Origin of the sequence: Microbacterium sp. NPDC006705, assembly GCF_044903545.1 — a bacterium.
Taxonomy (GTDB): Bacteria; Actinomycetota; Actinomycetes; order Actinomycetales; family Microbacteriaceae; genus Microbacterium; species Microbacterium plantarum.
In genome coordinates, this window is record NZ_JBJDQQ010000003.1 from 274,934 (window position 1) to 299,081 (window position 24,148).

Annotated in this window: 30 protein-coding genes; 13 read left to right on the top strand and 17 right to left on the bottom strand. The window is 69.4% G+C overall.

Features of this window, described 5'->3' with window-relative positions:
• Window positions 1–37 precede the first annotated feature (37 nt).
• Genes ACI2K6_RS15185 through ACI2K6_RS15195 form a run of 3 tightly spaced genes read left to right on the top strand, consistent with a single transcriptional unit; the run spans window position 38 to window position 1,100 of the window.
• A complete protein-coding gene (locus tag ACI2K6_RS15185) occupies window positions 38–394 on the top strand; it encodes a DUF6804 family protein (protein WP_274179279.1) in 357 nt (118 codons plus the stop codon).
• Window positions 391–633 (top strand): hypothetical protein, encoded by a 243-nt coding sequence (locus ACI2K6_RS15190; protein ID WP_404568961.1) that lies wholly within the window; start codon window positions 391–393, stop codon window positions 631–633. The genes ACI2K6_RS15185 and ACI2K6_RS15190 overlap by 4 nt, the downstream gene beginning before the upstream one ends.
• Window positions 630–1,100 (top strand): BLUF domain-containing protein, encoded by a 471-nt coding sequence (locus ACI2K6_RS15195; protein WP_282501603.1) that lies wholly within the window; start codon window positions 630–632, stop codon window positions 1,098–1,100. The genes ACI2K6_RS15190 and ACI2K6_RS15195 overlap by 4 nt, the downstream gene beginning before the upstream one ends.
• Here ACI2K6_RS15195 and ACI2K6_RS15200 read toward each other — a convergent pair whose 3' ends face one another.
• The 3 genes from ACI2K6_RS15200 to ACI2K6_RS15210 form a co-directional block, all read right to left on the bottom strand.
• Window positions 1,101–1,310: a DUF3072 domain-containing protein gene (locus tag ACI2K6_RS15200; protein ID WP_112617918.1), complete on the bottom strand. Its 210-nt coding sequence runs from the start codon at window positions 1,308–1,310 to the stop codon at window positions 1,101–1,103.
• 370 nt (window positions 1,311–1,680) lie between these two features.
• Complete coding sequence (locus ACI2K6_RS15205; protein WP_404568962.1) at window positions 1,681–2,577, bottom strand: NAD(P)-dependent oxidoreductase; 897 nt, start codon at window positions 2,575–2,577, stop codon at window positions 1,681–1,683.
• 20 nt (window positions 2,578–2,597) lie between these two features.
• A complete protein-coding gene (locus ACI2K6_RS15210; RefSeq protein WP_404568963.1) occupies window positions 2,598–4,028 on the bottom strand; it encodes a four-carbon acid sugar kinase family protein in 1,431 nt (476 codons plus the stop codon).
• Between the two features lie 185 nt (window positions 4,029–4,213).
• Between ACI2K6_RS15210 and ACI2K6_RS15215 the strand changes: the two genes are divergently transcribed.
• Entirely contained in the window at window positions 4,214–4,405 is a 192-nt protein-coding gene (locus ACI2K6_RS15215) for a hypothetical protein (RefSeq protein WP_404568964.1), read from the top strand.
• A 7-nt stretch (window positions 4,406–4,412) separates the two neighbouring features.
• On the opposite strand, the gene ACI2K6_RS15220 is transcribed toward ACI2K6_RS15215, so the two are convergent.
• Both ACI2K6_RS15220 and ACI2K6_RS15225 read right to left on the bottom strand, forming a co-directional pair.
• Window positions 4,413–5,114 (bottom strand): FadR/GntR family transcriptional regulator, encoded by a 702-nt coding sequence (locus ACI2K6_RS15220; protein WP_404568965.1) that lies wholly within the window; start codon window positions 5,112–5,114, stop codon window positions 4,413–4,415.
• Window positions 5,111–5,719 (bottom strand): TetR/AcrR family transcriptional regulator, encoded by a 609-nt coding sequence (locus tag ACI2K6_RS15225; RefSeq protein ID WP_404568966.1) that lies wholly within the window; start codon window positions 5,717–5,719, stop codon window positions 5,111–5,113. The genes ACI2K6_RS15220 and ACI2K6_RS15225 overlap by 4 nt, the downstream gene beginning before the upstream one ends.
• Before the next feature lie 70 nt (window positions 5,720–5,789).
• On the opposite strand from ACI2K6_RS15225, the gene ACI2K6_RS15230 reads away from it, so the two are divergent.
• On the top strand, window positions 5,790–7,079 hold the full coding sequence (locus tag ACI2K6_RS15230; RefSeq protein WP_404568967.1) for an MFS transporter: 1,290 nt from the start codon (window positions 5,790–5,792) through the stop codon (window positions 7,077–7,079).
• On the opposite strand, the gene ACI2K6_RS15235 is transcribed toward ACI2K6_RS15230, so the two are convergent.
• Window positions 7,076–7,351, bottom strand: a complete 276-nt coding sequence (locus ACI2K6_RS15235) for a hypothetical protein (RefSeq protein WP_282501612.1) — start codon at window positions 7,349–7,351, stop codon at window positions 7,076–7,078. The two genes, ACI2K6_RS15230 and ACI2K6_RS15235, sit on opposite strands and share 4 nt — an antisense overlap.
• A 161-nt stretch (window positions 7,352–7,512) precedes the next feature.
• On the opposite strand from ACI2K6_RS15235, the gene ACI2K6_RS15240 reads away from it, so the two are divergent.
• Window positions 7,513–8,757, top strand: a complete 1,245-nt coding sequence (locus ACI2K6_RS15240; protein ID WP_404568968.1) for a phosphotransferase — start codon at window positions 7,513–7,515, stop codon at window positions 8,755–8,757.
• Between the two features lie 126 nt (window positions 8,758–8,883).
• Here the strand turns inward: ACI2K6_RS15240 and treS are convergent, their stop codons facing one another.
• Entirely contained in the window at window positions 8,884–11,181 is a 2,298-nt protein-coding gene (treS, locus tag ACI2K6_RS15245; protein WP_354451924.1) for a maltose alpha-D-glucosyltransferase, read from the bottom strand.
• Between the two features lie 62 nt (window positions 11,182–11,243).
• Window positions 11,244–11,903: a YoaK family protein gene (locus tag ACI2K6_RS15250; protein WP_274179290.1), complete on the bottom strand. Its 660-nt coding sequence runs from the start codon at window positions 11,901–11,903 to the stop codon at window positions 11,244–11,246.
• Window positions 11,904–12,030: 127 nt separating this feature from the next.
• On the opposite strand from ACI2K6_RS15250, the gene ACI2K6_RS15255 reads away from it, so the two are divergent.
• From ACI2K6_RS15255 to ACI2K6_RS15275, 5 genes are read left to right on the top strand one after another with little or no spacing between them, the layout of a single operon-like run.
• Window positions 12,031–12,336: a hypothetical protein gene (locus ACI2K6_RS15255; RefSeq protein ID WP_274179291.1), complete on the top strand. Its 306-nt coding sequence runs from the start codon at window positions 12,031–12,033 to the stop codon at window positions 12,334–12,336.
• The gene (locus tag ACI2K6_RS15260) at window positions 12,333–13,595 is read left to right on the top strand and encodes a hypothetical protein (RefSeq protein ID WP_404568969.1); all 1,263 of its coding nucleotides are present in this window, start codon (window positions 12,333–12,335) and stop codon (window positions 13,593–13,595) included. Before ACI2K6_RS15255 ends, ACI2K6_RS15260 begins: the two co-directional genes overlap by 4 nt.
• Window positions 13,596–13,628: 33 nt before the next feature.
• A complete protein-coding gene (locus ACI2K6_RS15265; protein WP_274179293.1) occupies window positions 13,629–14,240 on the top strand; it encodes a hypothetical protein in 612 nt (203 codons plus the stop codon).
• A complete protein-coding gene (locus ACI2K6_RS15270; RefSeq protein ID WP_274179294.1) occupies window positions 14,233–14,781 on the top strand; it encodes a hypothetical protein in 549 nt (182 codons plus the stop codon). The genes ACI2K6_RS15265 and ACI2K6_RS15270 overlap by 8 nt, the downstream gene beginning before the upstream one ends.
• On the top strand, window positions 14,774–15,631 hold the full coding sequence (locus ACI2K6_RS15275) for a hypothetical protein (protein WP_404568970.1): 858 nt from the start codon (window positions 14,774–14,776) through the stop codon (window positions 15,629–15,631). The genes ACI2K6_RS15270 and ACI2K6_RS15275 overlap by 8 nt, the downstream gene beginning before the upstream one ends.
• A gap of 20 nt (window positions 15,632–15,651) precedes the next feature.
• Here the strand turns inward: ACI2K6_RS15275 and ACI2K6_RS15280 are convergent, their stop codons facing one another.
• Entirely contained in the window at window positions 15,652–16,680 is a 1,029-nt protein-coding gene (locus tag ACI2K6_RS15280) for a S41 family peptidase (RefSeq protein WP_404568971.1), read from the bottom strand.
• A gap of 257 nt (window positions 16,681–16,937) precedes the next feature.
• On the opposite strand from ACI2K6_RS15280, the gene ACI2K6_RS15285 reads away from it, so the two are divergent.
• Entirely contained in the window at window positions 16,938–17,780 is an 843-nt protein-coding gene (locus ACI2K6_RS15285) for a helix-turn-helix transcriptional regulator (protein WP_323986724.1), read from the top strand.
• A 10-nt stretch (window positions 17,781–17,790) separates the two neighbouring features.
• Window positions 17,791–18,801 carry an SDR family oxidoreductase gene (locus ACI2K6_RS15290; protein ID WP_404568972.1) on the top strand — a complete coding sequence of 337 codons (1,011 nt, stop codon included), beginning with the start codon at window positions 17,791–17,793 and terminating at the stop codon, window positions 18,799–18,801.
• A gap of 43 nt (window positions 18,802–18,844) precedes the next feature.
• Here the strand turns inward: ACI2K6_RS15290 and ACI2K6_RS15295 are convergent, their stop codons facing one another.
• The 8 genes from ACI2K6_RS15295 to ACI2K6_RS15330 form a co-directional block, all read right to left on the bottom strand.
• Entirely contained in the window at window positions 18,845–19,369 is a 525-nt protein-coding gene (locus ACI2K6_RS15295; RefSeq protein ID WP_274179299.1) for a hypothetical protein, read from the bottom strand.
• On the bottom strand, window positions 19,366–19,830 hold the full coding sequence (locus ACI2K6_RS15300; protein WP_282501622.1) for a hypothetical protein: 465 nt from the start codon (window positions 19,828–19,830) through the stop codon (window positions 19,366–19,368). The genes ACI2K6_RS15295 and ACI2K6_RS15300 overlap by 4 nt, the downstream gene beginning before the upstream one ends.
• Before the next feature lie 29 nt (window positions 19,831–19,859).
• Complete coding sequence (locus tag ACI2K6_RS15305) at window positions 19,860–20,273, bottom strand: hypothetical protein (RefSeq protein WP_282501624.1); 414 nt, start codon at window positions 20,271–20,273, stop codon at window positions 19,860–19,862.
• Between the two features lie 62 nt (window positions 20,274–20,335).
• Entirely contained in the window at window positions 20,336–20,680 is a 345-nt protein-coding gene (locus ACI2K6_RS15310) for a hypothetical protein (RefSeq protein ID WP_282501625.1), read from the bottom strand.
• A gap of 176 nt (window positions 20,681–20,856) precedes the next feature.
• Window positions 20,857–21,336 carry a hypothetical protein gene (locus ACI2K6_RS15315; RefSeq protein ID WP_274179303.1) on the bottom strand — a complete coding sequence of 160 codons (480 nt, stop codon included), beginning with the start codon at window positions 21,334–21,336 and terminating at the stop codon, window positions 20,857–20,859.
• Window positions 21,337–21,458: 122 nt separating this feature from the next.
• Window positions 21,459–21,923 (bottom strand): hypothetical protein, encoded by a 465-nt coding sequence (locus tag ACI2K6_RS15320; RefSeq protein WP_282501627.1) that lies wholly within the window; start codon window positions 21,921–21,923, stop codon window positions 21,459–21,461.
• Between the two features lie 38 nt (window positions 21,924–21,961).
• The gene (locus tag ACI2K6_RS15325; protein ID WP_274179305.1) at window positions 21,962–22,342 is read right to left on the bottom strand and encodes a hypothetical protein; all 381 of its coding nucleotides are present in this window, start codon (window positions 22,340–22,342) and stop codon (window positions 21,962–21,964) included.
• 77 nt (window positions 22,343–22,419) lie between these two features.
• A complete protein-coding gene (locus tag ACI2K6_RS15330; protein WP_323986726.1) occupies window positions 22,420–24,126 on the bottom strand; it encodes a hypothetical protein in 1,707 nt (568 codons plus the stop codon).
• Between the last annotated feature and the right edge of the window lie 22 nt (window positions 24,127–24,148).

The window sequence follows — 24,148 nt, forward strand, 5'->3', positions numbered from 1 at the left end:
GCGACCTCGCGTCATCCGTCCCGAGAGAAACGTCCGCATGGCTTCGAGATCCGCCCGCCCCGCCGACCCGCCGCTGCGCCAGCGCAACGCGCTCGCCCCCGGCATCCTCGGGGCCGCTGCGCTCGTGGCCGGAATCCCGCTCATCGGCGGCGAGTTCGCGATGGTCATCACGTTCGTCGTCGCGATCCTCGCGCTCATCATCGCGTGGTTCGCGATCCAGGCGCGGCAGTGGTGGTGGGCGCTGCCGATGGCGGCTATCGCGGTGCTGTGGAACCCGGTGTACCCCTTCTCGCTCGACCAGCCGGTCTGGCTGGCCGCGCACGTCGCCGGCGCGGCGACCTTCATCGCAGCGGGAGCCCTCGTGTGGGTACCCCGCCCCGAGGCCGCGCGGTGACCGGAACCGGAATCGTCTGGGCTCGCGTCGAGGACGGGTTCCACGTCGGAAGCCGCACCGGCGAGTTCGTGGGTTACATCGACCGGCAGCCCGACGGCCGGTACCTCGCCTACGACTCACGGTCGGCCTGCGCCGGATCGTTCTCCGACCTGACCACGGCGATGCGCACGCTCGCGGTGCGAGCGACGCCCGGCATCGCGGCCGAAGAACCGCCCATCGAACTCCGGGAGATCCGATGACCTCGACATCCGAGGGCCTGCTCTCGATCCTCTACACGAGCAACGCCCGCGCGCCCTTCGGCGACGACGACCTGGCGGCGCTGCTCGCGCAGAGCCGGGCGTCCAACGCGGCGCGAGACCTGACCGGGATGCTGCTGTACCGCGGCGGCCGGTTCGTGCAGGTGCTCGAGGGACCCGAGCCCGCCGTCCGCGATCTGCTCGCGACCATCCGGCAGGACTCCCGCCACTCCGACATGCGGGTCCTCATCGAGCAGCCCATCGCCCACCGCGAGTTCCGCGAGTGGACGATGGGCTATCAGCCGATCGCCGAGACGACGGGCGACGCCCCGACGGGGTTCCGCGACACCTTCGACGACCTCGAGGGCTCGGACGACCCGAGCGCGACGCTGCGCGCCGCCCGGGAGCTGAGCCTGTGGTTCCGTGTGCGGTCGGCTCGTCCGCAGGGGAACGCGGACGCCGGGTCGTAGTTACGCGCCGCGCCCCGTGGCGTCCTGCAGGCGGTCGATCTGCTCGGACGCCTCGGCCTTGGTGAGGTTGCCCGGCAACTCTTCGCCCGCCTCGCGCGCCAGCGTGTCGAGGTAACTCCGCTGCGGGCCCGTCATGGGCTCATCGCCGGTGACCCACGTGTCGGGATCCTTGACCGGCGAGCCCTCGCCGCCGCCCTCGGTGCCGCCCAGCGTGTCGGTCGCACCCGGCGTCTCGGCCGCGGGCTCCGGCGACGCCGGCGGAGTCGGGGCCGACGGCTCGCCGGGCGCCGGCGCCGTCGGCTCGGCGGGAACGGGAACGGTCGGCTCGGCGGGGGCCGGGAAGGTCGGCTCGTCGGGTGTGGGGATGCTCTGATCGCTCATTCCTCGACGCTAGGCCGACGGGCCCCAGAAGCCGAGGCACTTGCGCGTTCCGCGAAAAGCACTCAACGAGAGAACCCGGCCCGGGGACGTCGTTCGGGCAACGTCCCCGTGACCGGGTGTTCTTCGATGTTCGGCGATCGACCGCAAGGAATACGCAACGCGCACACCGAGCAACCTCAAGAAATCCGCAAGATCGGCCTCAGCCGCGGTGCGCAGGGGCGGAGAGCCGGATCACGGCGGAATCGTCCGCCTCACCGAGGCCCTGAGCCTGTGCGAGGAGGTAGCTCTGCTCGGCCGCAGCGGCGAGCGGCGCCGGGAGTCCCGCCCGCCGCGCGGCGGCGCCGACGATGCCCATGTCCTTGACGAAGATGTCGAGGCGACTGAGCACCTCGGCGCCCTCGTCGTCCCAGGCCTGCAGCATGCGCGGGCCGCGGTTTCCGAGCATGAACGACGCGGCGGCCCCGGCCTGCAGCGCCTCGAGTGTGCGTTCGAGGTCGAGCCCCAGGCGGTCGGCGAGCGCGAGCGCCTCGGCGGCTGCAGCGATGTGCACACCGCACAGCAGCTGGTTGACGGTCTTCAGCGCCTGACCGTCGCCGGCGCGCTCGCCCACGATGGTGAGCGTCGACGCGAGCGCCTCCAGGACGGGCCTCGCGACCGCGAGGGCTCGGGGGTCGGCCCCGACGACGATCAGCAGATCGCCCTCTCGCGCCCGGACCGGGCCACCGCTCAGCGGGGCGTCGACGAGGCCGATGCCCCGCTGCGCGAGCGAGGCCGCGACGTCGGCGACCCCGTCGGTTCCGACGGTGCTCGTGAGAACGACGACCGCTCCCTCGGCGAGGGCGTCGACGATGCCGGCATCCCCGAACAGGACATCCGCGAGCTGAGCGGAGTCGCGCACCGCCACCAGGACGACCTGCGCACCCGCCGCAGCCTCCGCGGCGGAAGCAGCCGGGGTCACGTTCGCTTCAGCGGCCAGTGCGAGCCGGGTGGGGGCGATGTCGAAGCCGCGGACACGGAAAGTCTCCGCCAGGCGGGCGGCCATCGGCAGGCCCATAGCGCCGAGCCCCAGTACCGCAACCGTGGTGTTGTCGTTCATTTCGACCGTGCTCCTTCGTCTCAGGCGGAATGTGCGGGCGTCAGCGAGAGCCGCTCGACAGCGGCGGTGAGCGACCCGTCGTCGCCGACGTTGCCGGCGAACACGATGTAGGGGATTCCGGATGCCGGCCCGTCGGCTGCTTCCCAGACGGACACGATGCCGGGGAAGAGCGAACCGCGGACCCGCGCGCGCCGGATCTCGAGCCCGCGCGTGGCGACGTCGCTCGAGGTGATGCCGCCCTTCGCGATCACGAAACGGGGCGTGACCTGTGCGACGACCGTTCGGACGACCTCGACGACGGCTCCCGAGACCTGACGGGAGATGTCGAGGCTCTCGTCGGGGTCGTCGGTGCGGACGAGCGTGCGGCTGGTGTGCAGCACGACATCGCCGCGCAGCAGCGCGGTGGCGATGGTCGCGCAGGCGCGGTCGAGTTCGGCTCGCCGTTCGGAGGGATCGAGCAGTCGCGGGACGTCGAGCTCCACGACCGCCTCGAGCGGGCGGCGACGCACGAGGTCGGCGAGCTGGCGGCTGGTGAGACCGACGTGCGAGCCGACGACGACCAGTCCCCCGCGGGTCGCATGGTCGACGCTCAGCTCGGCGGCGTCGACGGGCGGCCGGCGGCGCTGGCCGATGCGGGCTCGGACGAAGGGCGGTCCCACCCGGTAGACGAACGATCGGCCTTCGGCCTCCACCGCCTCGAGACCGAGCGCCAGCTCGACGAGGTCCTCCTCCACGACCGCATCGGCCACGATGGGAGCCCCCGCCGGGGCGGCGCGCAGCACCGCCGCCACGGCTGCCGTCCCCGCGCGGAGGTCATCGACCGTGACCTCGACGACGTCCGCAGCCGGGATGGCGCCGCCCGTCTTCTCCGCCACCCAGTCCGCCAGCCGCGATGCACGGAAGCCGAAGGTCGAGTCGCGGGCGAACTCCGTCTCGCCGATGGGAGTGAAGCCGTCGTCCGACAGGATGCCGTGGACGCCGCGGACCGTCACGCGTCCAGCATCCGGGAAGGCGGGCACGACGACGACGTTCGTCGGAGCGAGCGCCCCGGAGCGACCGATCTCGTCGGCGATGGTGTCGGGCTCGAGCGGGAAATGCCCGCGGAGCGTCGAATCGCTGCGGCTGACGAAGTCGACGCGCACGCGCGCTGTCTCCGCGGCCGCGAGTGCCGCCCGCACGACCTCACGGTTGATGCGCTCGGCCTCCGCCGGCGCGAGGCTGCGCGAGTTGGTCAGGACATACACCGCGGGAGCGCCGGACGAGAACGCCCACGCGAGATCGGCCACGTCCCAAGCGCCGAGCACCGGCAGGTCGGCGACCGACTGCGTCCCGGTCGGATCGTCGTCGAGGACGACGAACACACGACGACCGTCGGCCATGCGCTCCGCCAGGAGATCGAGGTCGGGGCGCGAGACGGCCGGCAGATCGGGCAGGGGCACCGTAGGGGCCACGTGTTCTCCTCGTCGTCGAGTGAGGCCAGCCGATGTCGGTTGCTGTCAGCTGTATGACAGCATGCAGCAGCGAGGCATCCCCGTCAACTTCGCGGAGGAGATCACCCCGGGGCTTGCGCCAACCCCCTCGCGGATCGCACGCTGGCATCACTGGTCACCGGTACCACGAACGTGAGGAGTCAGACATGCCCGACATCGAGCGAGAGCACGGCACCGAGGTTTCTGTCGCCGACGCCGAGGAACAGCAGCTGCCGGCCACGGCCGACGACAGCGCGGCCCCCGAGATCCCCGCCCCGAGCACGGAGGCCGACGAAGCCGACGTGTGGGAGCAGCGTCGCGAGGTGCCGCTGGACGACGACGAACCGGAATCGGAGTGAGGCGCGCTCACCCTGCGACGTAGCGGCGGAAGTCGTCGAGCGTCTGCTGCAGGTGATGGTCCATCGCCGCCCTCGCGGCATCCGGGTCGCCCGTCCGCAACGCCTCGAGGACTCCGCGATGCTCGGCGATCGCGTGCTGCTGGATCTCCGGCACCCGCGATGTCTGCGTCCGGCGCTCGGCGAGCACTTCGGTCAGGGGCGCGAGCAGCACGGCGAGGAACAGGTTGCCCGAGGCGCGGAGGATCACGGCGTGGAAGCGCAGATCGGCGTCCACGAAGCGATCGACATCGGCCGCGGTCGCTCCCGCGACCATCTCGTCGATGCACGCCGCGCACTCCGCCAGGGCGGCGTCGTCGATGAGCGGCGCAGCGAGAGCCGCTGCCTCGCATTCGATGATCCGGCGCGTCGAGATGAGCTGTTCCGCCACCAGGGCGTCATCACCGTGTGCGGCCCGGAACCGGAGAGCGTCGGACACCGAGCTCCACTCTTCGACCGGAGCCACGCGGGACCCCACCCCCGACACCACCCGCACGATGCCCCGCGCCGACAGGGTGCGGAGCGCTTCGCGCACGGTCACGCGGCTGACGTCGAACTCGTCGCCGATCTCCGCCTCGGTCGGCAGGGCATCGCCCGGGGCGAAGCGTCCCCCGATGATCCGGTCGAGCAGATCGTCGGCGACGGTGTTCACGAGCGACTTGCGACGGCTCACCGCCCCTCACCTCGCCGTTCGAAACCCGCCCAGCCGTTCTCGAGCACAGCGAACCCGGCATCGAGCGTCGCCTCGGGATCGTCGCTCTCGTTCACCATCGTCTGGATCTGGAGCACGAACCGCGCGAACGCACGGATGTAGGGGTCGGGCTGCGCCTTGCCGAGCTCTGCGGCGACCGCCTCGGCGAGCGCCTCCTCGTGGCGCAGCCACATGCGCGCGGCGTAATCGCGCAGCGCGGGCGTGGCGTTGAGGAAGTCCATGAACACGCGCGCCACGTCATCGCCGTGCTCGGCGGCTCCGGCGCGGATCTCGCGGGCGTAGTAGTCACGGATCGATCGGGAGATCGACGTTCCCGGGGGGCGGTCCCGGACGGCCGCGACGAGGCGCTCGCGCTGTTCGTCGTCTTCGTCGAAGACCAGCGCCTCCTTCTGACTGAAGTGCGCGAAGACGGTCGTCGGAGAGACATCGGCCGCGTCGGCGATCTCACGGATGCTGACGTCGTCGAAACCCCGCTCGAGGAACATCATCGTCGCGACATCCGAGATCCGTTTGCGCGTGGCCGCCTTCTTGCGCTCGCGGCGTCCCGGCGGCGCAGTGTCGTTCATGAGGTCGATCCTAGGCGGCGAGCGCGAAAAACTGTATTGACACCAAACCTGGTATCGATACAGTTTCGGTATGACTTCAGTTTCTTCCCGTCCGCAGACCGCCGGCGTCGACCGCCGATGGGTGATGCTCATCCTGCTCACGACGCTCACGACGGCAGGCATGACCGTCGTCCTCCCCGTGCTCCCCTTCGTCGTGCTGCGCTACGTCTCCGGCGAGGGAGACCTCGCGCTCTGGGTGGGCGCGCTCGAAGCCGTCAACGGGCTGTGCGCCTTCATCGCGGCCCCCTTCCTCGGTCGCCTGTCCGATCGGTTCGGTCGCCGCCCGGTGATCATCGTCGCGTCGTTCGGGGCCGCGGTGAGCATGCTTCTCTTCGGCATCGGCGGCGCGATCTGGGTTCTGCTGCTCGCGCGCGTCATCCAGGGCGCGACGGCCGGAGACCTGCCCGCGCTGTTCGCCTACCTCGCCGACATCACCCCACCCGAGAAGCGCGCGCAGCGATTCGGCCTCCTGGGCGCCCTCTCCGGGATCGGCACCATGGTCGGCCCCGCCCTGGGCGGTCTTCTCGCTGCGGTCGACCTCGCCCTGCCCGTCTTCGTGACCGCCGGGATCTCGTTCCTCATCGCAACCCTCAGCGTCTTCCTCCTGCCCGAGAGCCTCGAACGCAGGAATCGCATCCCCGCGATCGCGGTATCGGACCTCAACCCGTTCGCGGTGTTCCGCCGCGCCTTCGTCCGCCCGGAGCTCCGCGGACTGCTCATCGCGTTCGCACTCCTCGCCCTCCCCTTCGGCTTCTTCGTCAACAACTTCAGCGTGCTCGCGCTCGACTCGATCGGATGGGGTCCGACGGCCATCGGGCTCTTGATCGCCGTCGTCGGTGTGATCGACATCGTCGTCCAGGGCGTCCTTCTCGGCTTCCTGCTGCCCCGGATGGGTGAACGCGGCGTCATCGTCGCCGGCATCGCCGCCCAGGCAGCCGGGCTCGTCGCCCTCGCCGTCGTCGCCTCGCTCATCGCGCAGCCCTGGCTCTTCGTCCTCGGCGCCCTCGCGCTGGCCGCCGGGCAAGGGGCATCGCAGGCCGCGCTCGACGGTGTCATGTCGAACGCGGTCGGTCCGCACGAGCAGGGCTGGCTCGGCGGAGTCACCCAGTCGCTCACCGCGGCGATGGGCACGATCGCCCCGATCCTCGCAGGCGTGCTCTACGCCGTCGTCGCACACGCGGCGCCCTACGCTCTCGGCGCCGTGCTCATGGCCATTGCCGCGGCCACCGTGATGCGCGCGCCCATCGTCGATGCGGCGACGAACCGCCCCGCGCCCCTCATCGATGATCCGGCCGGCCTCGGGACCGGGGCGCGCCCCTAGACGTCGAGACGCGGGTGCGGCATCCCGTCGGCGTCGTCCGCGCGTGCGGACGTGCGGCGTCCGTTCGCGAACGTCACGGCGACGAACGCCGCGAGCAGGACGACCACCACGATCCCGGCGAAGGCGAGAACCCGCAATTGCCGCAGATGCCACCCCGTGGCCACCTGAACGAAGACGAGGGTCGCGATCACGGCGATCAACCCGAGACCGACCATGACGCGGATGCGGCGGGCGCGCCGCATCCGCGTGCTCACCGTGCCATGCAGGGACATACTCTCTCCGCGGGCGGGGTTCTCGGGTGCCCCGCTCCACCGGTCACTATCGGTCGCGTCGCTGCGAATGTGCGGGCCGGCGTTGGAACAGAGCATTACGCCTCTCCCCCGCGCGCGTCCAGCCCTTTTGCTCGGAGATTCCGAACCGACAGTGTGGGACCGTGCGATTGACAGACGAGCTCGGCGCCTGGGCGGCGCGACAGCGGTGGTATGCCGGCAAGAGTCACGAACCGCGGTTCCGCATCCTCGACGCGCAACCCGCCCCCGGCGGGGCGACGCGCTACCTCCTCATGGACGACGCCGGCGCACTGCCGACGCTCTACAACGTGCCGCTCGCCCGCGTGTCGGCTGCGGCGGACGGCGACGACGTGGTCGCCCGTGACGGCGAGGACTACCTCGTCGACGCCGCGAAGCACACCGGGTTCACCATCGGGACGCTGGCCGAGATGGGCGTGGACGTCTCGCGCGTGACCGACTCCCGCGTGCTGACGGGCGAGCAGTCGAACACCTCGATCGTCTACGACGTCGACGGCGAGCCGACGATCATCCTCAAGCTCTTCCGGACCCTCCACCACGGCGAGAACCCCGACGTGACCGTGCAGCGCGTGCTGAGCGACGCCGGCTCGCCCTTCGTCCCGCGTTTCTTCGGGAGCCTCGACGCCGAATGGCCCGACATCGGGCGCGACTCGGGCGCAGCTCGCGGCACGCTCGGGTTCGCCCAGGAGTTCCTCCGCGGCGTCCGCGACGGCTGGGCCGTAGCTCTCGAGGCCGCCCGCGAGAATCGCGACTTCACCGACGCGGCCCGTGATCTCGGCATCGCGGTCGCCGGCGTGCACGGCGCGCTCGGCGCAGCACTCGATTCGACGGAGGCCGCGGCGGAGCAGGTCACGGCGACCGGAGCCGCATGGCGCCGACGGCTGTCGATCGCCGCCAACGAGGTTCCGGCCGTGGCCGATCGCGTGGACGCGATCGGAGCCGTGTACGACGCGGCTCTCGCACGCCCGTGGCCGCGGCTCCAGCGCATCCACGGCGACCTCCACCTCGGGCAGGTGCTGGCAGTTCCGGCCGGGGGCTGGCGCATCGTCGACTTCGAGGGCGAGCCGCTGCGGCCCATGGCCGAGCGCGCCATCCCCGATCTGCCGCCGCGAGATGTCGCCGGGATGCTGCGGTCGTTCGACTACGCCGGCGCGGTCGGCGACGGCCCCGACCCGATCGGATGGGCGTCGGCCTGCCGCGCAGCCTTCATCGAGGCCTACGGCGCCGCACCCGGCGCGATCGACCTCGACCCGGTGCTGCTGCGCGCTCTCGTGCTCGACAAGGCCGTGTACGAGTCCATCTACGAGGCGCGGAACCGACCGGACTGGCTACCCGTGCCGCTGGCCGGGATCGACGCCGCCCTGGCCTGAGCCGGGCTGCGGCGCCGCCCCCCGGCGGATGCGCCGATACGTTCGTCGGTCCGACGGTGCCCGTGTCTACCGAACGGCCCGCCGAGGCGACACCAGCACCACCGATCCGACGGATGTATCGCGGACTCAGTCCTCGACGGGCTCGGGAGCGCGGAGCACCAGGAACTTCGCGCCGTAGCCGGGCAGCGAGACGCTGAAGCTCTGCAGGTCGTCGACGCGCCCGATGGTCTCGCCCGACGCGGCGTCGTAGACCTCGCTGCGGGGTACGAGCTGCTCGGAGCGCACGGTGCCCTCCGTCGGCTCGGGCGAGAAGTTCAGCACCGTCACCTGCATCGCGGCGTCCGCGTGAGGATCGCCCTCGTCGAGCCGGTGCACGAGCACGAGCATCCCGGCATGGGCGACCTCGGGGATGTCGACCTGTGACGCGGTCGCGATGCCGTGCTCGCGGCGCAGGTCGAGGATGCCCGACAGCCGCGACGCGAACGAGTCCGGATCGTCGAGCTGCGCGGGCAGAGCTCCGTAGAGGGCGCGGCCGCGCGGCATCCCCGATGCCGAGCGCATGGCGGTCGGGTCGGCGTCGAGCAGGTCGTGCGCGCCCCGTTCGATCCAGCGGGTGTCCCCCGCGCCCAGCAGGTCGGCGACCTCGTCGGCGGGCACCGTCAGCATGCCGACGAGATCCCAGCCCGACAGGGCGAAGACCCCGGGCTGCCAGGCGTTGTACGCGCACAGCAGCAGGTGGGCGTCGCGGATGCCGGGAACGTCGGCGTCGGTGATGTCGTCGAGGCGCGCGATGCCGCGGGATGCCGCGATGAGCGACGTCGTCGTGCACGCGATGCCGTTCTGCGTGAACACGCGGTTGTAGTCGGCCGTGCCCGTGAGGTGCTCGGTGAGGTCGGCGCGGATCTCCTCCGCGAGCTCGCCGCCCGTGATGTCGCGTCCGCGGAAGCGGTACTCGTCGTCGCCGTGCCGCGTCGCCCAGTGCACGAGCTCGTAGGTGAGCTCGTCGTGGTTCTGCATGCCGTGCACGAGCTGCACCGGCGCGACGCCGAGCTCGAGCGACGAGGTCAGCGCGAGACGGAGGAACTCCGTCTGACCGGTCGCCAGGGCGTGGTGGTAGCCCGGGCGTCCGATGAAGTCGTACGAGAGATCGGCGCCCACCGCTCCGGTGTCGCGGATGTCCTCGATCGTCAGGTTCAGCTCCTGGAACGTGAAGCCGCCGACCTTGCGGACCATGCCCGCGATGATGTGGTTCGCCGCGTGCGAGAGGGGGTGCCCCTCCGACCATGCGGGAAGGCCCTCCGCGCTCTTCTCGACACCGAGGAAGCCGTTGGCGTCGAGGCGCAGCGCGCTGGTCCCGAGCTCGCCGAGCGAGTGGAGCGCGTCGCCGATCACCAGCCGCATGCCGGCGAAGGTCGGGTCGAGCCAGTTGATCGACGGCTGACCCTGCTTGAAGTAGTGCAGGTAGACCCAGCGCCGGGTCGCGCCGTCGGGGCCGATGACGGGCGCCGTGGCGCTCCAGTTCGTCTCCTTCACCCCCGGGGTGTAGAAAATGACCCGCTGCATCGCTCCGATGATGTAACCGCGTTCGGCGAGCTCGTGCTCGTTCGCGGGGTCGAGGTTGACGCTGTCGTATCCCTCGGGGACGTCGGGCAGCAGGTGCCAGTCCTCCGGCGGGATCTCGACCATGTGGTAGATCCCCGGGTAGTCCTTGAAGCCCATCTCGGCGAGGCGGAAGTCCGCCCCCTTGCCGGTGTGACCCGGCACGATGTCGTCGATCACGCTGCCGCCGTGCGCGTCGGCGACGTCGCAGAGGGTCCGGAACTCCTCCTCGGTGCCGAATGCGGGATCGATCGACGTGCTGATGCGGTCGAAGTGACCGTCGACGCTGGGCGTCTCGCGCCAGTCGGTGATGCCGCCGGCCCGCTTCACCGGGCCCGTGTGGATCGCGGTGATGCCGATGCGCTCGAACACCGACCACAGCGCGTCGTCGCCGAGGGCGGCGAGGAACGACTGCCCCGGGCGGGTGATGAGCGAGATCGGATAGGCGGTGAACCACACGTCCGTCGTCGAGATCGCCCGGCGCGCGTCAGGACGGGCGTATGGATTCCGCCACATGGCGGGCTGTCCCGACAGCTGACGCGCCAGCACGTCGGCATCCTTGAGCATCGACTGCCGCACGAGCCACTCGACGTACGAGGGGTTGCTGCCGTTCGCCGTCCGCGGGTCGGTCATGTTGCGGCGGACGCTGCCGCCGCGGAACTGGTCGCGCGGACGCAGTCGCCGCGGGCGTGCCGGGTAGCGCTGTTCGTCGTAGCTGATCTCGGGAACTTCGAGATCGGTGTCTTCGCCGTCGGCGCCTGCCGCACCCGGGAGGGTGATCGGGGCGGTGTAGAGGTCCTCCGGCTGTTCGTCGTCGCGCGCCATGCCTCAACGCTAGGGGCGGCGCGGATCCGGCGGAAAGGGCTGGTGCCCGAGCGGGCGAAGCATTATGGGGTCCGCGCCCGACCGCGCCGCATCCGGAACACGGCCGCAGCCGCCGTGAGCACGCCGGCAGCACCCGTGGCGATCCACAACGCGCTCGACGCGAGAAGCGACGAGGCGAGGCCTCCCGCCACCGCCCCCGCGGCGACGGCCGCCCACATGAGCAGGTGACGGGACCAGCCCCAGCGGTCCCCGCCGCGCAGCGCCCGCACGACGCCCTGGCCGACCTTGACCAGCGCTCCAGTCATGTAGGTGACCCCGAACGCGACATCCTGTCGTTGCGCCAGCACGGTGTTGGCCGCCCCCATCCCGAACGCCAGCAGCGACCCGGCGGCGGCGGGCGCGGTCGTGGGAGCCAGCGCGGCCGCGAGCGCCGCGGAGGCGGTGATGACGCCGAGGATGTGCACGGTGCGGTCGGATGCCGGCGAGGTGAGCGCGGTGCCCGCCATGACGCCCATGACGAACGCTGTGATGAGCGCAGCCGCGAGGCCCGCGGCCGACCAATCGACGTGCGCGAGGTCGACCGCCAGGCGGGTGGTGTTGCCGGTCATGAACGAGACGAAGTAGCCGCCCAGCAGGATGAAGCCGCAGCCGTCGAGGTACCCCGCGAGCGAGGCGAGAGCGACCGCGACGGCGAGACGACGCGCGCTGAGCTGACGGACCATGCCATCAGTCTCCTCCCCGCGCGGCATCGCCGGAGTCATGGGGAGAACTCCCCATGGCACCGAAGCCACGACCACGCATACGCTAGGCGGCGCGCAGGACGATGTTCACGGACAACAGGGGGACGACATGGCAGGCGACGGGGTAGAGATTCCGCTTGCATCGATGGAAGAGCTCAGCACGGCACTCGCGCTGATCATCGCCGAGTACGCGGACGCCGGGTCCGAGACGAACCTTCTCGAACAGGCGATCGACCGGCCGCGGGGGGACGGCACGCTCGCCGCGGCGGCCAGCGCCTTCGAGTCCGAATGGAACGACAAGCGGGAGACGCAGCGTCGTCACCTGGAAGAGATGAAGAAGCGAATCGACGACAGCCGCGAGGCATGGGCTGAGGTCGACCTCGAGCTCGCGGCGTCCCTGGAATCGAGCGAATGATGAGCCACGACGACTACCGCTACCAGTCCGAATCGATGCCGGCGACTCCCGGAGGCCGCCGACTCGAGAAAATCGCAGGCGCCCCGGGAAGCATCAAGACACGCGGCGAAGCGATCCAGGAGCTCGGCGACAAGATGGCGTCGGCCGCTCGCACGCTCGAGCTGTTCGCAGACGGAACCGTCGGCCGCGGCGACTCGTTCACCTCGATCCGCGATCAGGCGAAAGAGGTGCACGCAGATCTCTCCACGGCGGCGTCCCGCTACCGTCCCAGCGGGCAAGCGCTGGTCTGGTACGCCGGCGCCCTCGAGGAGGTGCAGTCCAGCACCGACACGCTGGTCGACAACGCCGCCGCGGCATGGGCCGAGGTCAACGCCTCCTCGCGGGCGCTGGAGAGCGCCGAAGGCGAGGTGCGCGATTACGAACGCGACGAGCGCAACGACGTCGAGCAGCTCGGTCCGCGCCCGTCCGCAGCAGGCGAACGGGCCGCTTTCGACAACGCGCTCGAGACGTTCGAGAGCTACTGGTCGCGTTACGACGCGCCGGTCGAATCGTGGGAGGCGGCGTACGACCGAGCCGTCGACCGCCTGGAGCGTGTCAACGAGGATGGCGTCTCCGACGGATTCTGGGACAACGCCATGCCGTTCATCGAGGGCCTGCTGTTCGTCCTGGCGATCGTGGGCGTCATCCTCTTCATCGTCGCGCTGGTCGTGACCGGACCGCTGGCAGCGATCGCGGCCGCGGCGGCGGCGATCATCGGCGTGATCTCGCTCCTCGGCGAGCTTGCGCGGCTGCACACCGGGCGCGGCTCGTGGGGTGAAGTGGGGCTCGCGATCTTCGGGGTCCTCCCGTTCGGGAAGCTCGCGAAAGTGACGACCCTGTTCGATGCGGCCGGAGACGTCTCTCGGTTCACCCGGACGATGCGCCTCACGTTCTCGGAGTTCATCGATGCCCGCGCCGGCTTCGCACAGATCGACGACCTCCTGTTCCGCACCCGTTTGCCGGATGCATTCGCAAACCACGGCATGAACACCCGCAACATGTTCCGGCTGTTTCTCGGTCCGAAGGCGGCGTGGCAGACCATCGAGTGGACCGGCAACTGGGGTAACAGCCTCCGCAATCTCGGGGGTTTCGCGCCGGGGACGATGCCGTCGACCCTTGCCGAGGGCTTCTGGGGCTCGATGCAGGCGATCCAGCAATTCGCCGGCCTCGGACAGAACGCCAAGTCGGTGCTGGCGGGCCCGGCCCCGCAGGCTCGATAGGCTCGACCGCGTACCTCGCCAGAAAGGTCATAGATGTCGCTCCGAGCCGAGCTTGTCGGCGCGTCGCCACAGGTTCCGGGCTTCGCATTGGTGCTCCCGGGCGGGTGGGGCTCATTCGCGCCCAGTGGGGAAGAGCTGCGCGAGCGGGCCACGCGCTCACTGCGGGCCCTCCCGGGGGCGCAGCGAGCCGTGCTGGCACCGCAGCTCGAGGAGCTGTTCGAGACCATGACGTCGTCTGCGGCCAAGGGGAACGTCATCCGCGTGTTCGCGCAGGTCGACGTCACTCCCGATGACTATCTGCCGCTATCGATCACCGCGTCACGGATGGACGCGCCGCTCGGCCGGTCCATCATGGAGGTCGGCGCACAGCTGATCGCAGCTCGCGGGGCCGCCCCGCTCGGAGACATCGCCGGAATCCTGCATTGGCGTAGTAACGAGAACGTGACGGTGACGAACGGTCAGATATCCACGACCGCCCTGAATTACCTGCTACCCGTCCCCGACCAGCCGGCGCACGGTCTGCTCCTGCGTGCGGAGATGCTGGCGGCGGCAGATTCAGCTGCAGTCGACGAGGAGGGGATCTCCGCTATGACGGCCTTGAGTCATGCGATCGTCTCGACCGTGCGTTGGGAACGACGTGCCTGAGCTGTCGCTGTCGGCCGACAGCAGGATCTGGTCGGCTGTGCCTGATCGCGAGCATGCTCTGCCATGGCTCAACGATCTGTGTGAGGGGCGCGACGAGTCGGTCATCCGCGACATCCTCACGGCGGCCGAGCTGGCCGTCCTCACTCGCGAGGCTGCCCAGTCCGGCTCCGTCCTGCTGCTGTGCGAACCCGATGCCGGCCTCTACGCCGCGCTCACCCTGCTGGTCCCGGGACTGCCCGCCGTCACGCACGAGTCCGACGCGGTTCGAATCGCTCTGGCCGCCACCCCCTCGGCGTGGGAGCCCGTGGCGGTTCCCTTCGAGCTCCATGGGATGCCTGCCTGGCGGTTGACGATTGTCATCGACGATGGACCCAACGAGGGCGCACCACGCGTCATCCAGACCGTCCGGGCGATGTACATCTTCGCGCTCGGCGGGAGGCTCGCCGTCGCGCAGATGTCGCCCCTCCCGCCTGCTGCATCGGCTCTCGCGATGCCATTGGCCGAAGAGCTGCTCGCGAGCATCGAGGTGGCAGATGCCTGAATCTCGTCCCGATTCGTCTCCCAACGGCCTGGCCGGCCTGGACTTCGGCGCACGGCCCCACCAGCGCCTCACTCGGGCGGACGTCGACGCCGCGGTTCTGCGCTCGGCGGGCCTGGGCGACCTGGTCGACCGGCTCTGGCACGAGGGTGCCGCGGCCAGCAACGCCGCACGGCGCAGCGTCACAGCACATCTTCGTGAGCGCTTCGGCGCACGTGACCCGCACAGCGGAGTGATCCTGCGCGTCGTGTTCGTCTTGCTGCTGCTCTCGGTGCTGCCGATCGGCATGCTCAACGGCATCCGCCTCGGAATCGAGAACACGGTGGTTCCCGGCGGGATCGTCAGCGTCGTCGTGGGGATCGGGGCTCTGGCGGCCGTGGCGGCTGCCGGTGGCCGACCGCTCGGGCGACCGGTCGCTCTGCAGAGCACGTTGCTCGCAGTCCTCGTGATCGCCGCCGCGGCCGTGGCCTGGGTGGTAACCGACGGGGGCATCCGGATGCTCTATCTTCTGGGCGCTGTGCTCGCAGCGATCGCAGCGATCGTCGTCCGGCTCATGAGGGCACGCGGTGGCTCGATGACCACAGACATCGACAACGGGGTCGAGTTGGCGCACTTGGACGTGGCAGCCGAGATCGCCGTCGAGCGCGATCGGATGACGGCCGAGCTGATGCGCGATCTCGACGGGCGCACGGATGTGGCCGAGTTGGTCAGGCGGCGCAGCGCCGCGATCGACGAACTCCGCTCACGCGGCGGAGCGATGGAGGCTGACGAGCCGGACACTCCTCCCGGCGGGTTCATCATCCACGAGCAGACGATGCTGTGGCTTCCGGTGAGCCAGCGCCAGCGCCAGTAAGCGTCAGCGAAAGGCGCGGATCATCCACCGCATCCTTGCTCGCGAAGCCACGCGCGCGCCTCGTCCTCTGACGCGGATGCCGTCGCCGGCTGGTCCGGGTCGATGCTTCGCTCGTCGTGGTTGCGACCGGTCCGGTCGACGTAAGCACTCTCCGTGAGCACGAGCGTGGCCCCGTCGTAGAGCGTCGTGCTCGCATTCGCCGACGTGTAGCCTGCGCTGGGCGTGCCGAACGTGCGGACACCGTCGACTCCGCGGAAGGATGCGAGCACGGACTCGCCGCTCGATGCCGTTCTGTCGTCCTGCAGCACCGCGACGGGCACTCCGGTCGCCTTCGCTCGGTCGCCGACGTCCACGAAGACGTTCTCGCCCAGTGCCACCCCGTTCGGCCGCACCGTCACGACGGCGTCACTGCCGTGCCGGTCGCGGAACGACAGCGCCGGCCCGTCAGGAAGCAGCGCCGTCACCCCCGAGAGCATCGGATACATGTTGCCGCCGACGTTGCCGCGAAGGTCCACGATCCAACCGCACGTGCCCGCCGCAGCCCGGTCGATCCCGTCTGCGACGGTGATCGCGTACGCGTCCTGGTCGTCCGCATCCGTGGAGAGCATCTCCGGCAGCACGACCGTGGTGATGCCGCCCTCGGAACTCACCGTCGGCGCCGGCACGGACGCGGTCGCCTCGGCGGATCGCTCCTCGCCCGAGGGGATGAAGCGCGAGTGCGGCCCGCCGGCGACCGCGACCGCCTCCCCGAGAGCGGGATACAGCTCGGCGTACGTTGAAGCATGCGCCGCGGCCTCGAGGAGCGCGGCGCGAACCGGCGGCCACTCGGCGCTGTCGGTGTGATACCCACGGTCGAGGCGCTCGACGGCGATCTCCGCGTACTTCTGCACCGACGGAGGAACCAGGTAGACGCCGAACCGGGGGCCGTAGACGTCGAGTGCGAAGACGCCGACGACTGTCACCGCCGCGAGCGCACCCACCGCGACGGTCGCGCCGACCAGACGCCGCCGACGACGGCGGCTCTTCCGCTCCGGACCTGCTGCTGTCATGTTTCTCGACCGTGGCACTCACCGATCGTCTCGATCTCGCAGCCTCGGCACATCGCCACTGCGATGTAGCCGCGCCAGCGGATGTCATTCCCGAGGAGGAGATCCGCGATCAGTCGGTGACGGCGAGCACCACCTGAGCGAAGGCGTACGCAGCACCGCCGACGGGCGGCGAGGGGTGGAGCAGCAGGTCCTGGCTGCGAGGCCCCCCGACCGGTAGAACAGAGGCCGCACCGCGTGACCGGGAAGGCGAACGACACATGATCGATCGAGACACGCTCGCCGCATTCCTGAGGATGCGGCGAGAGGCGCTGCAGCCCTCGGATGTCGGGCTGCAGCGGGGCGAGCGCCGCCGGACTCCGGGGCTGCGCCGCGAGGAGGTCGCCGCCCTCTGCAACATGTCGACGGACTACTACGCCCGTCTCGAGCGCGGCAACGGGCCCCGCCCGTCGGAGCAGATGCTCGCCGCGATCGCACAGGGGCTGCATCTGACGCTCGGCGAGCGCGACCACCTCTTCCGACTTGCCGGACACGCGCCGCCCCCTCGCGGGCCCGCGAGCGATCACGTCAGCCCGGGTCTGCTGCGCATCCTCGATCGGCTGCACGACACTCCGGCGGAGATCGTGACAGAGCTCGGCGAGACCCTGCGCCAGACGCCGCTGAGCATCGCTCTCGTCGGCGATGCGACCCGGCACACGGGAGATGCCCGCAGCCTCGGCTACCGCTGGTTCACCGACCCGTCGGCGCGAGAGTCGTACGACGCGGCGGAGCATCAGGTCCTCTCCCGGGTGTACGCGGGAGGTCTGCGCGAGATCGTGGCACTGCGCGGCCCGTCGTCGCGCGCGGCCGCGCTGGCGGCGTCGCTCAGAGAACGCAGCGCGGAGTTCCGCTCTCTCTGGGATGCCCAGCAGGTCGGCATCGCTCCGCCCGAGGTCAAGCGGTTCCGGCATCCGGAGGTCGGCGCGCTCGAGCTGCAGTGTCAGACCCTCCTCGACCCCGATCAGTCGCACCGCCTGCTCGTCTACACCGCGGCGCCCGGGAGCGAGAGTCACGACAAGCTGCAGCTGCTGGCCGTCATCGGCGCCGGCGCAGGGGCGACCTGACGATCAGTGGATGAGCCGGCTCTGGATGCCGCCGCGCGCCGCGATCAGCATGGGACGAGCGGACCGCCCGGTCCGCGCGAACGACGGAGGAACCATGACCCGCGGCACCGCTCCCCTCTCCGACCTGCATGGACGGTTCGCCGTCGTCACCGGCGCGACCGACGGCATCGGCCGGGTGATCGCGACACGGCTGGCGGCCGCCGGAGCGACCGTCGTCCTGCCGGCACGGTCCCCCGCCAAAGCCGAGGCAGCCCTCGACGGCATCCGCCGTGCCGTGCCGGGCGCCGAGGTCACGACGCGTCCGCTCGATCTCGCCTCGCTCGACTCGGTCGCCGCGTTCACGCGCGACCTCGTGGCGGCGGGCCGACCCGTCGATCTGCTCGTCAACAACGCCGGTGTGATGCACCCCGGCTCACGGCGACCCACCGCGGAAGGCTTCGAGCTGCAATGGGGCGTGAACCACCTCGGCCACGTGGCGCTCACCCTCGGACTGCTGCCATTGCTGCGCGCCGGCGGAGCGCGCGTGACGCACCAGACGAGCGTCGCGGCCCGCTCGGGCGGGCTGAACTGGGACGACCTCGACTGGCGGCGCGGCTACGACGACATGGCCGCGTACCGGCAGTCGAAGATCGCCGTCGCCCTCTTCGCCCGCGAGCTCGACGCGCGCAGCCGCGCCGGCGGATGGGGCGTGTCGAGCAACAGCGCACACCCCGGCGTCAGCCCGACGAATCTGCTCGCGGCGCAGCCCGGGATCGGCCGGGCGAAGGCGTCTCCGGGCCGGGCGCTGATCGTCGCGCTCTCGCGCGTGGGGCTCGCCGGCACCGTGCCGGGCGCGGCGGAGCCCGCGCTGGTCGCGGCAGCCGGCCCCGATTCCCGCGGCGACGAGTTCTACGGCCCACGTCGCGTCATCGCGGGTGCACCGCGTCGCCAGGAGTTCTGGGCGCCGTTCCGCGACCTCACCGACGGACCGCGTCTTTGGGATGCCTCGCTCGAGATGATCGGCGAGCGGTTCGCGATCTGAGCGGGACGGGCGCGGGGTGGCCATGGGCGACGGGCGGTCTCGGCTACTCCGCCGGCGGTTCCCCTTCACCGCACGCAGAGACGCCCAGCAGGGAGACGACCGTGCGGCCGTCCAGATCGATCACCTGGACATCGAGGATCATGCCGCTGGAGTGCTTCAATGCGATGGCAGGCACCGATACCTCGACCGTCTCGAACTCGCGGAACCCGTCACCCAGACGATCCGGGAGCGCTTCGATGAAGGCCGATCCGTTGAACCCCGCTTCGGGGGCAACGGTCCAGCGCGTCGAGTAGTAGAAGGAGTTTTCGGCGCACTCCAGGTAGGGCGAGTTGGACGGCAGGACCTCCGGGACCCCGCCGGGAACCTCATCCGCGACGCGCTGCATCATCGCGTCCGTATCAGCACGCACCTCATCGATCGTCGGCCGACCTGTCATGACACAACCAGTGATCGTCGTCGCTGCCAACGCGAGTATCGCTGAAAGCGCGACGCCTTTCGCGCGCCTCGAGGGCGGCATCTCGGAAGCGGCGTTTGCGCCGTACGGTGGTCTTTCCAGGGTGGGGATCATCTCGCCGGAGGCTGTCCTACCCCGCAGGGAGTCAGACCGAGCAGGTCGACAACGAGGCCTCCATCGACGTCGAGAACTATCACGTCGAGCAGGGCACCGCTGACGTGATCCAGAGCGACGGCGGGCGACGTGATGTCCACCGTCTCAGCGACCACGAAGTCCTCGCCTAAGCGACTAAGAAGAGCCTCCACGAACGCCTCCCCGTCAAACCCGGGGCCCGGCGTGACCCCCCAATGAAGAGTGGCCCAGTACGTGTCGTCGCCGCACGCAACGTAAGACGGGTCAGGGGTGGCGACCTCCACAACCCCACCCGGAACCTCGTCCGCGATCTGCTGCATGACAGCCTCGGTCTCAGCCCGCACGTCTTCGAGCGTCGGTCGCTCCGCCACTGCACACCCCGACAGGGCCACGGCTGCCAGCGCGCCGATGAGGGCGGCCGACGAGGTGCGCGTGGCTGTCATAAGAAAATCCGTTCGCAGGTGACACCCCATCACACTCCCTCAGGATCGCCATCACCGCATGGCGCGAGACCGAGAAGATCCACGACAATGTCTCCTTCAACTCCCAGTACCTTGACGTCGAGGACAGCCCCGCTGGCGTGATCAAAGGCCACGGCTGGGGACCTGATGTCCACCGTCTCGGCGACCACGAAATCAGAGCCAAGGCGGCCGGGCAGCGCATCAACGAATGCTTCGCCGTCGAAACCAGGCTGTGGAGTGACCGCCCAACGGTTGATGGAGTAATACCCGCCGCCATCGCAAGCCAGGTAAGCCGAGTCGGGAGTTCGCACCTCGACGACACCTCCGGGGATCTCGTCCGCGATTCGTTGCATCGCTGCCTCAGTATCCGCTCGCGCCTGTTCGAGCGTCGGTCTTCCTGCCATCGCGCACCCCACCATCGTCATGCCCGCCAGCGTCAGAACTGCAGTGACCGACACTGCACGGGACCGCCTCATCGATTCGCTGCTCATTCGGTCGGCGGCTCGCCATCGCCGCATGGCGTGAGTCCAAGAAGGTCGACAACAACACCGCCGTCCGACTCGAGAACCACGACGTCGAGGACCGCGCCGCTGACGTGGTTGAGGGCCACGGCCGGGGACTTGATGTCCACCACCTCGGCAACAACGAAGCCATCACCCAATCGCGCGGGCAACGCGTCGACGAACGCTTCACCGTCGAACTCGGGCCCTGGCGTGACAACCCAATGGTTGATCGAGTAATACCCGCCACCGTCGCAGGCCAGGTAAGCCGAATCAGGGGTACGAACCTCGACAACACCATCGGGAACCTCGTCCGCAATCTGCTGCAACACGGCCTGAGTCTTAGCCTTCGCCCGCTCGAGCGTCGGTCGTCCTGCCATCGCACACCCCGCCATCGTCGTCGCCGCCAACGTGAGGAGTGCCGAAAGCGCGACGCCTCTCGCCCGCCTCCAGTGAGGCATCGCGGAAGCGGCGTCTGCGCCGCCCGGTCGTGTCGCAAAGGTCGAGATCATCTCGCCGGAGGCTCCCCCACCCCACAGGGAGTCAGACCGAGCAGATCGACGACAATGCCTCCGTCGACCTCGAGAACTTTCACGTCGAGCAGGGCGCCGCTGGCGTGATCGAGAGCGACAGCAGGTGATGTGATGTCCACGGTCTCAGCGACCACGAAGTCTTTGCCGACGCGACCGGGGAGGGCATCGACAAACGCCTCCCCGTCAAACTCAGGCCCCGGCGTCACGCCCCAACGAAGAGTGGCGTAGTACGTCTCGTCGCCGCATGCGAGGTGGGTCGGGTCAGGGGTGGCGACCTCCACAACGCCGCCCGGGACCTCGTCCGCGATCTGCTGCATGACAACCTCGGTTTCAGCCTTCGCCTGCTCGAGCGTCAGTTGATCCGCCATCGCGCACCCCACCATCGTCATAGCGGCCAGCACCAGAACAACAATGGCCGAGAAGACGCGTCTAGGTGAGGTCGCGCGAAGGCTCATCGGCGGCATCCCCTCACACCCCCCATCGTTATGCCGGTCAATACCCACTGGGTCATCTGTCGGTCGGAGCCATGCGAGGCATTGCGTCCCACCTGGACAACCGCCGCGACAGGCGGTTTCGGCTACTCCGCCGGCGGTTTCCCTTCACCACACGCAGAGACGCCCAGCAGGGAGACGACCGTGCGGCCATCCAGATCGATCACTTGGACGTCGAGGAGCATACCGCTGGAGTGCTTCAATGCGATGGCGGGCACCGATACCTCGACCGTCTCGAACTTGCGGAACCCGTCGCCCAGACGAGCCGGGAGCGCTTCGATAAAGGCCGGACCGTTGAACCCTTCTTCGGGGGCAACTGTCCAGCGCGTTGAGTAGTAGAAAGAGCTCTCGGCGCACTTCCAATAGGGCGAGTCGGACGGCCGAACCTCCGGAACCCCGCCGGGAACCTCATCCGCGACGCGCTGCATCATCGCGTCCGTATCAGCACGCACCTCATCGATCGTCGGCCCACTTGCCATCACGCACCCCGTCATCGTCGTTGCAGCCAAAATGAGGATCGCCGTGGCCGCGACATTCTTGAGCCCTCTCAACGCCCCGCCGCTTCCGCGAGGACCGGGAAGCCCGCGGTTCACCCCGGCAGCTCACCTCTTGCACATGGAGCGATCGCGTAGACGTCAACGACCTCGGCCCCATCGACGCCGGCGACGATGACATCCAGGATGATCCCGCTCGCATGGTTCAGAGCGACCGCCGGGAACGAAATGTCGACGACCTTCTCGTCGACGACGAAATCTTCGCCCAGACGGTCGGGGAGGTCGCGAACGAAATCCGCACCATCGAAGGGCCGGTCTGGCGTCACCCCCCACCGGGCGCTGTAGATGTATGCGCCTTCTCCGCAGGCCAGGTAGGGCGATTCTGCGGAGAAATCCTCGATAGTGCCGCCTGGAACTTCATCAGCGATCGTTTGCATCACCGTCTCGGTCATTGCGCGTGCCTCGTCGAGTGTCATCTGCTCTCCTGATGTACAGCCCGTTATGAGCAGCGCTGTCAGGATCCCGAGGGCAACTCCGACGGCCCGACGGCGGCTCATCGTGTTAGCTCGTACAAGATTCGGTTGACCTCACGGCGCGTGCGCGGATTGAGCTGCGCGTCTGTTGACAATAGCCAGTTATGTTGTTCGATGGGATCCCCCGCGGTTATCCCGGAATCGAGCTCAGTGATGCCATTCTCATGCGATGGGGCGATGGCATACCCCAGCGGGCCGACTTGCACGCCGTCGAGATAACGGTTGACGTCATGGGGGCCTTGAATGGCGTAGTACTCAGTGCCGTCGCGGGCTTCCCAACCCTCCAGCATCCCGATCCCACCTAGCAGCACGCGTGCCTGAAAATCGGCGCCCGCAGATTCCGCCGCACCGCCGATGGCGGTCCCGAAGGAGTGCTCTAGCGACATCAACGGCGTGTCGCCCACGACGACGTCGAGCTCGTTCTCGAAAGCTGCGTACCGACTGCCGAGAGGAAGCGCCCAGAAGTTCACCTGTGGTCCCTGCGTGACAATTGTCTCGGGCGCGAGGTGGGGGAAGAATCCCTGCTTCAGAACGAATCCGGCGACATCAACCCCGATGGGCCCCTCGTCAACAACCAGCTCGGTGAGCGCGGTGATCCCTTCCTCACCAGTGGAGGAGTAGAAGCTCTCCATCGTCGTGTTGGTCCCGGGCATGAAACTCATGATGACATCCGCTTTCCCGACGTCACCGAACATCTCGATGATCTGCTGCCGGTCCCGGTCGTAGTGGTAGAGCGACACGTCTCCTGCCACCACGCGCTCGAGGTAGGCGATCTCGGAGTCAAGAGCGGCAAGGCGATCAACGTACTGCTGCTCGTTGAACTGGTGGATGATCTGCCTCAACAACCACGGGTCGGCCAGCCTGGAGAGAGGGCTAAGGATCGGCGGCCCCTCACCGGTGAGCAGGGTTCGCTCCCGCAGGAGGCCCTCCAGATTCGCCGCGGCCACGAGACGATTCGCCGCTTCGCGAACGACAGCCGGGATGCCACCGAGGGTTCCGATCAACTCGGGGATACCGTTCACCAGCAGGGTCCGGGTTCCGTCGACGAGCGCGCCCCACCAGGTCGCGACCTCCGCCGGAGGGACACTGCGGATCAGGTCGAGGACTTCCGGGTGCACGGCGACGAGCGCCCGAAGGTCCGCCTCCGACAGCGACGCGACCAGCGTCAGCAGCCCGCCGCGTGGGATAGCCGCAGCACCCCCGCGAGCGAACACTCCCAGCGCGCCTCGAACGTCTCGGGATGACAGCGCGGACATCAGCGCGTCGTCGGCCGCGGCACGCCTCTCGCACAGCGCATCCCATTCCGCCTCCACGGCGTCGAGAGCATCCCGGGCGTCGCCGAGCTCGATCTCCAACGCACGAGCGCGAGCAACAGGCTCGGGAAACGAGACGTAATTGTTCGACGACTCCGCCCGCGCAACCCGCAGCTGGCCACGGAGCTCCTCGCGCTCATCCGCGACAACAGCGCGGCGCCGGGCGAGCGAGTCCTGCTCGTCCTTGATCGCGCGAACCACCTCCGCATATCCCCTCAGCGCACCGGCCGCGGCGCTCATGCCCGTCGCCAGCACCAGCAGATCGGGCTCCACCGCCGCCACCTGGCGCTGGAAAGCATCGTGAGCTTCGCCCGACCACGAACCGGATGCCGCCTCCGCTGCGGAACGAACGCTCGTCTGCGACGAACGGATGCTCTCTGCCCGCTCTCCCCAGTCGTCGGCCATGGCAGCCATCGCGGAAGGGTCGCCGGCGCCA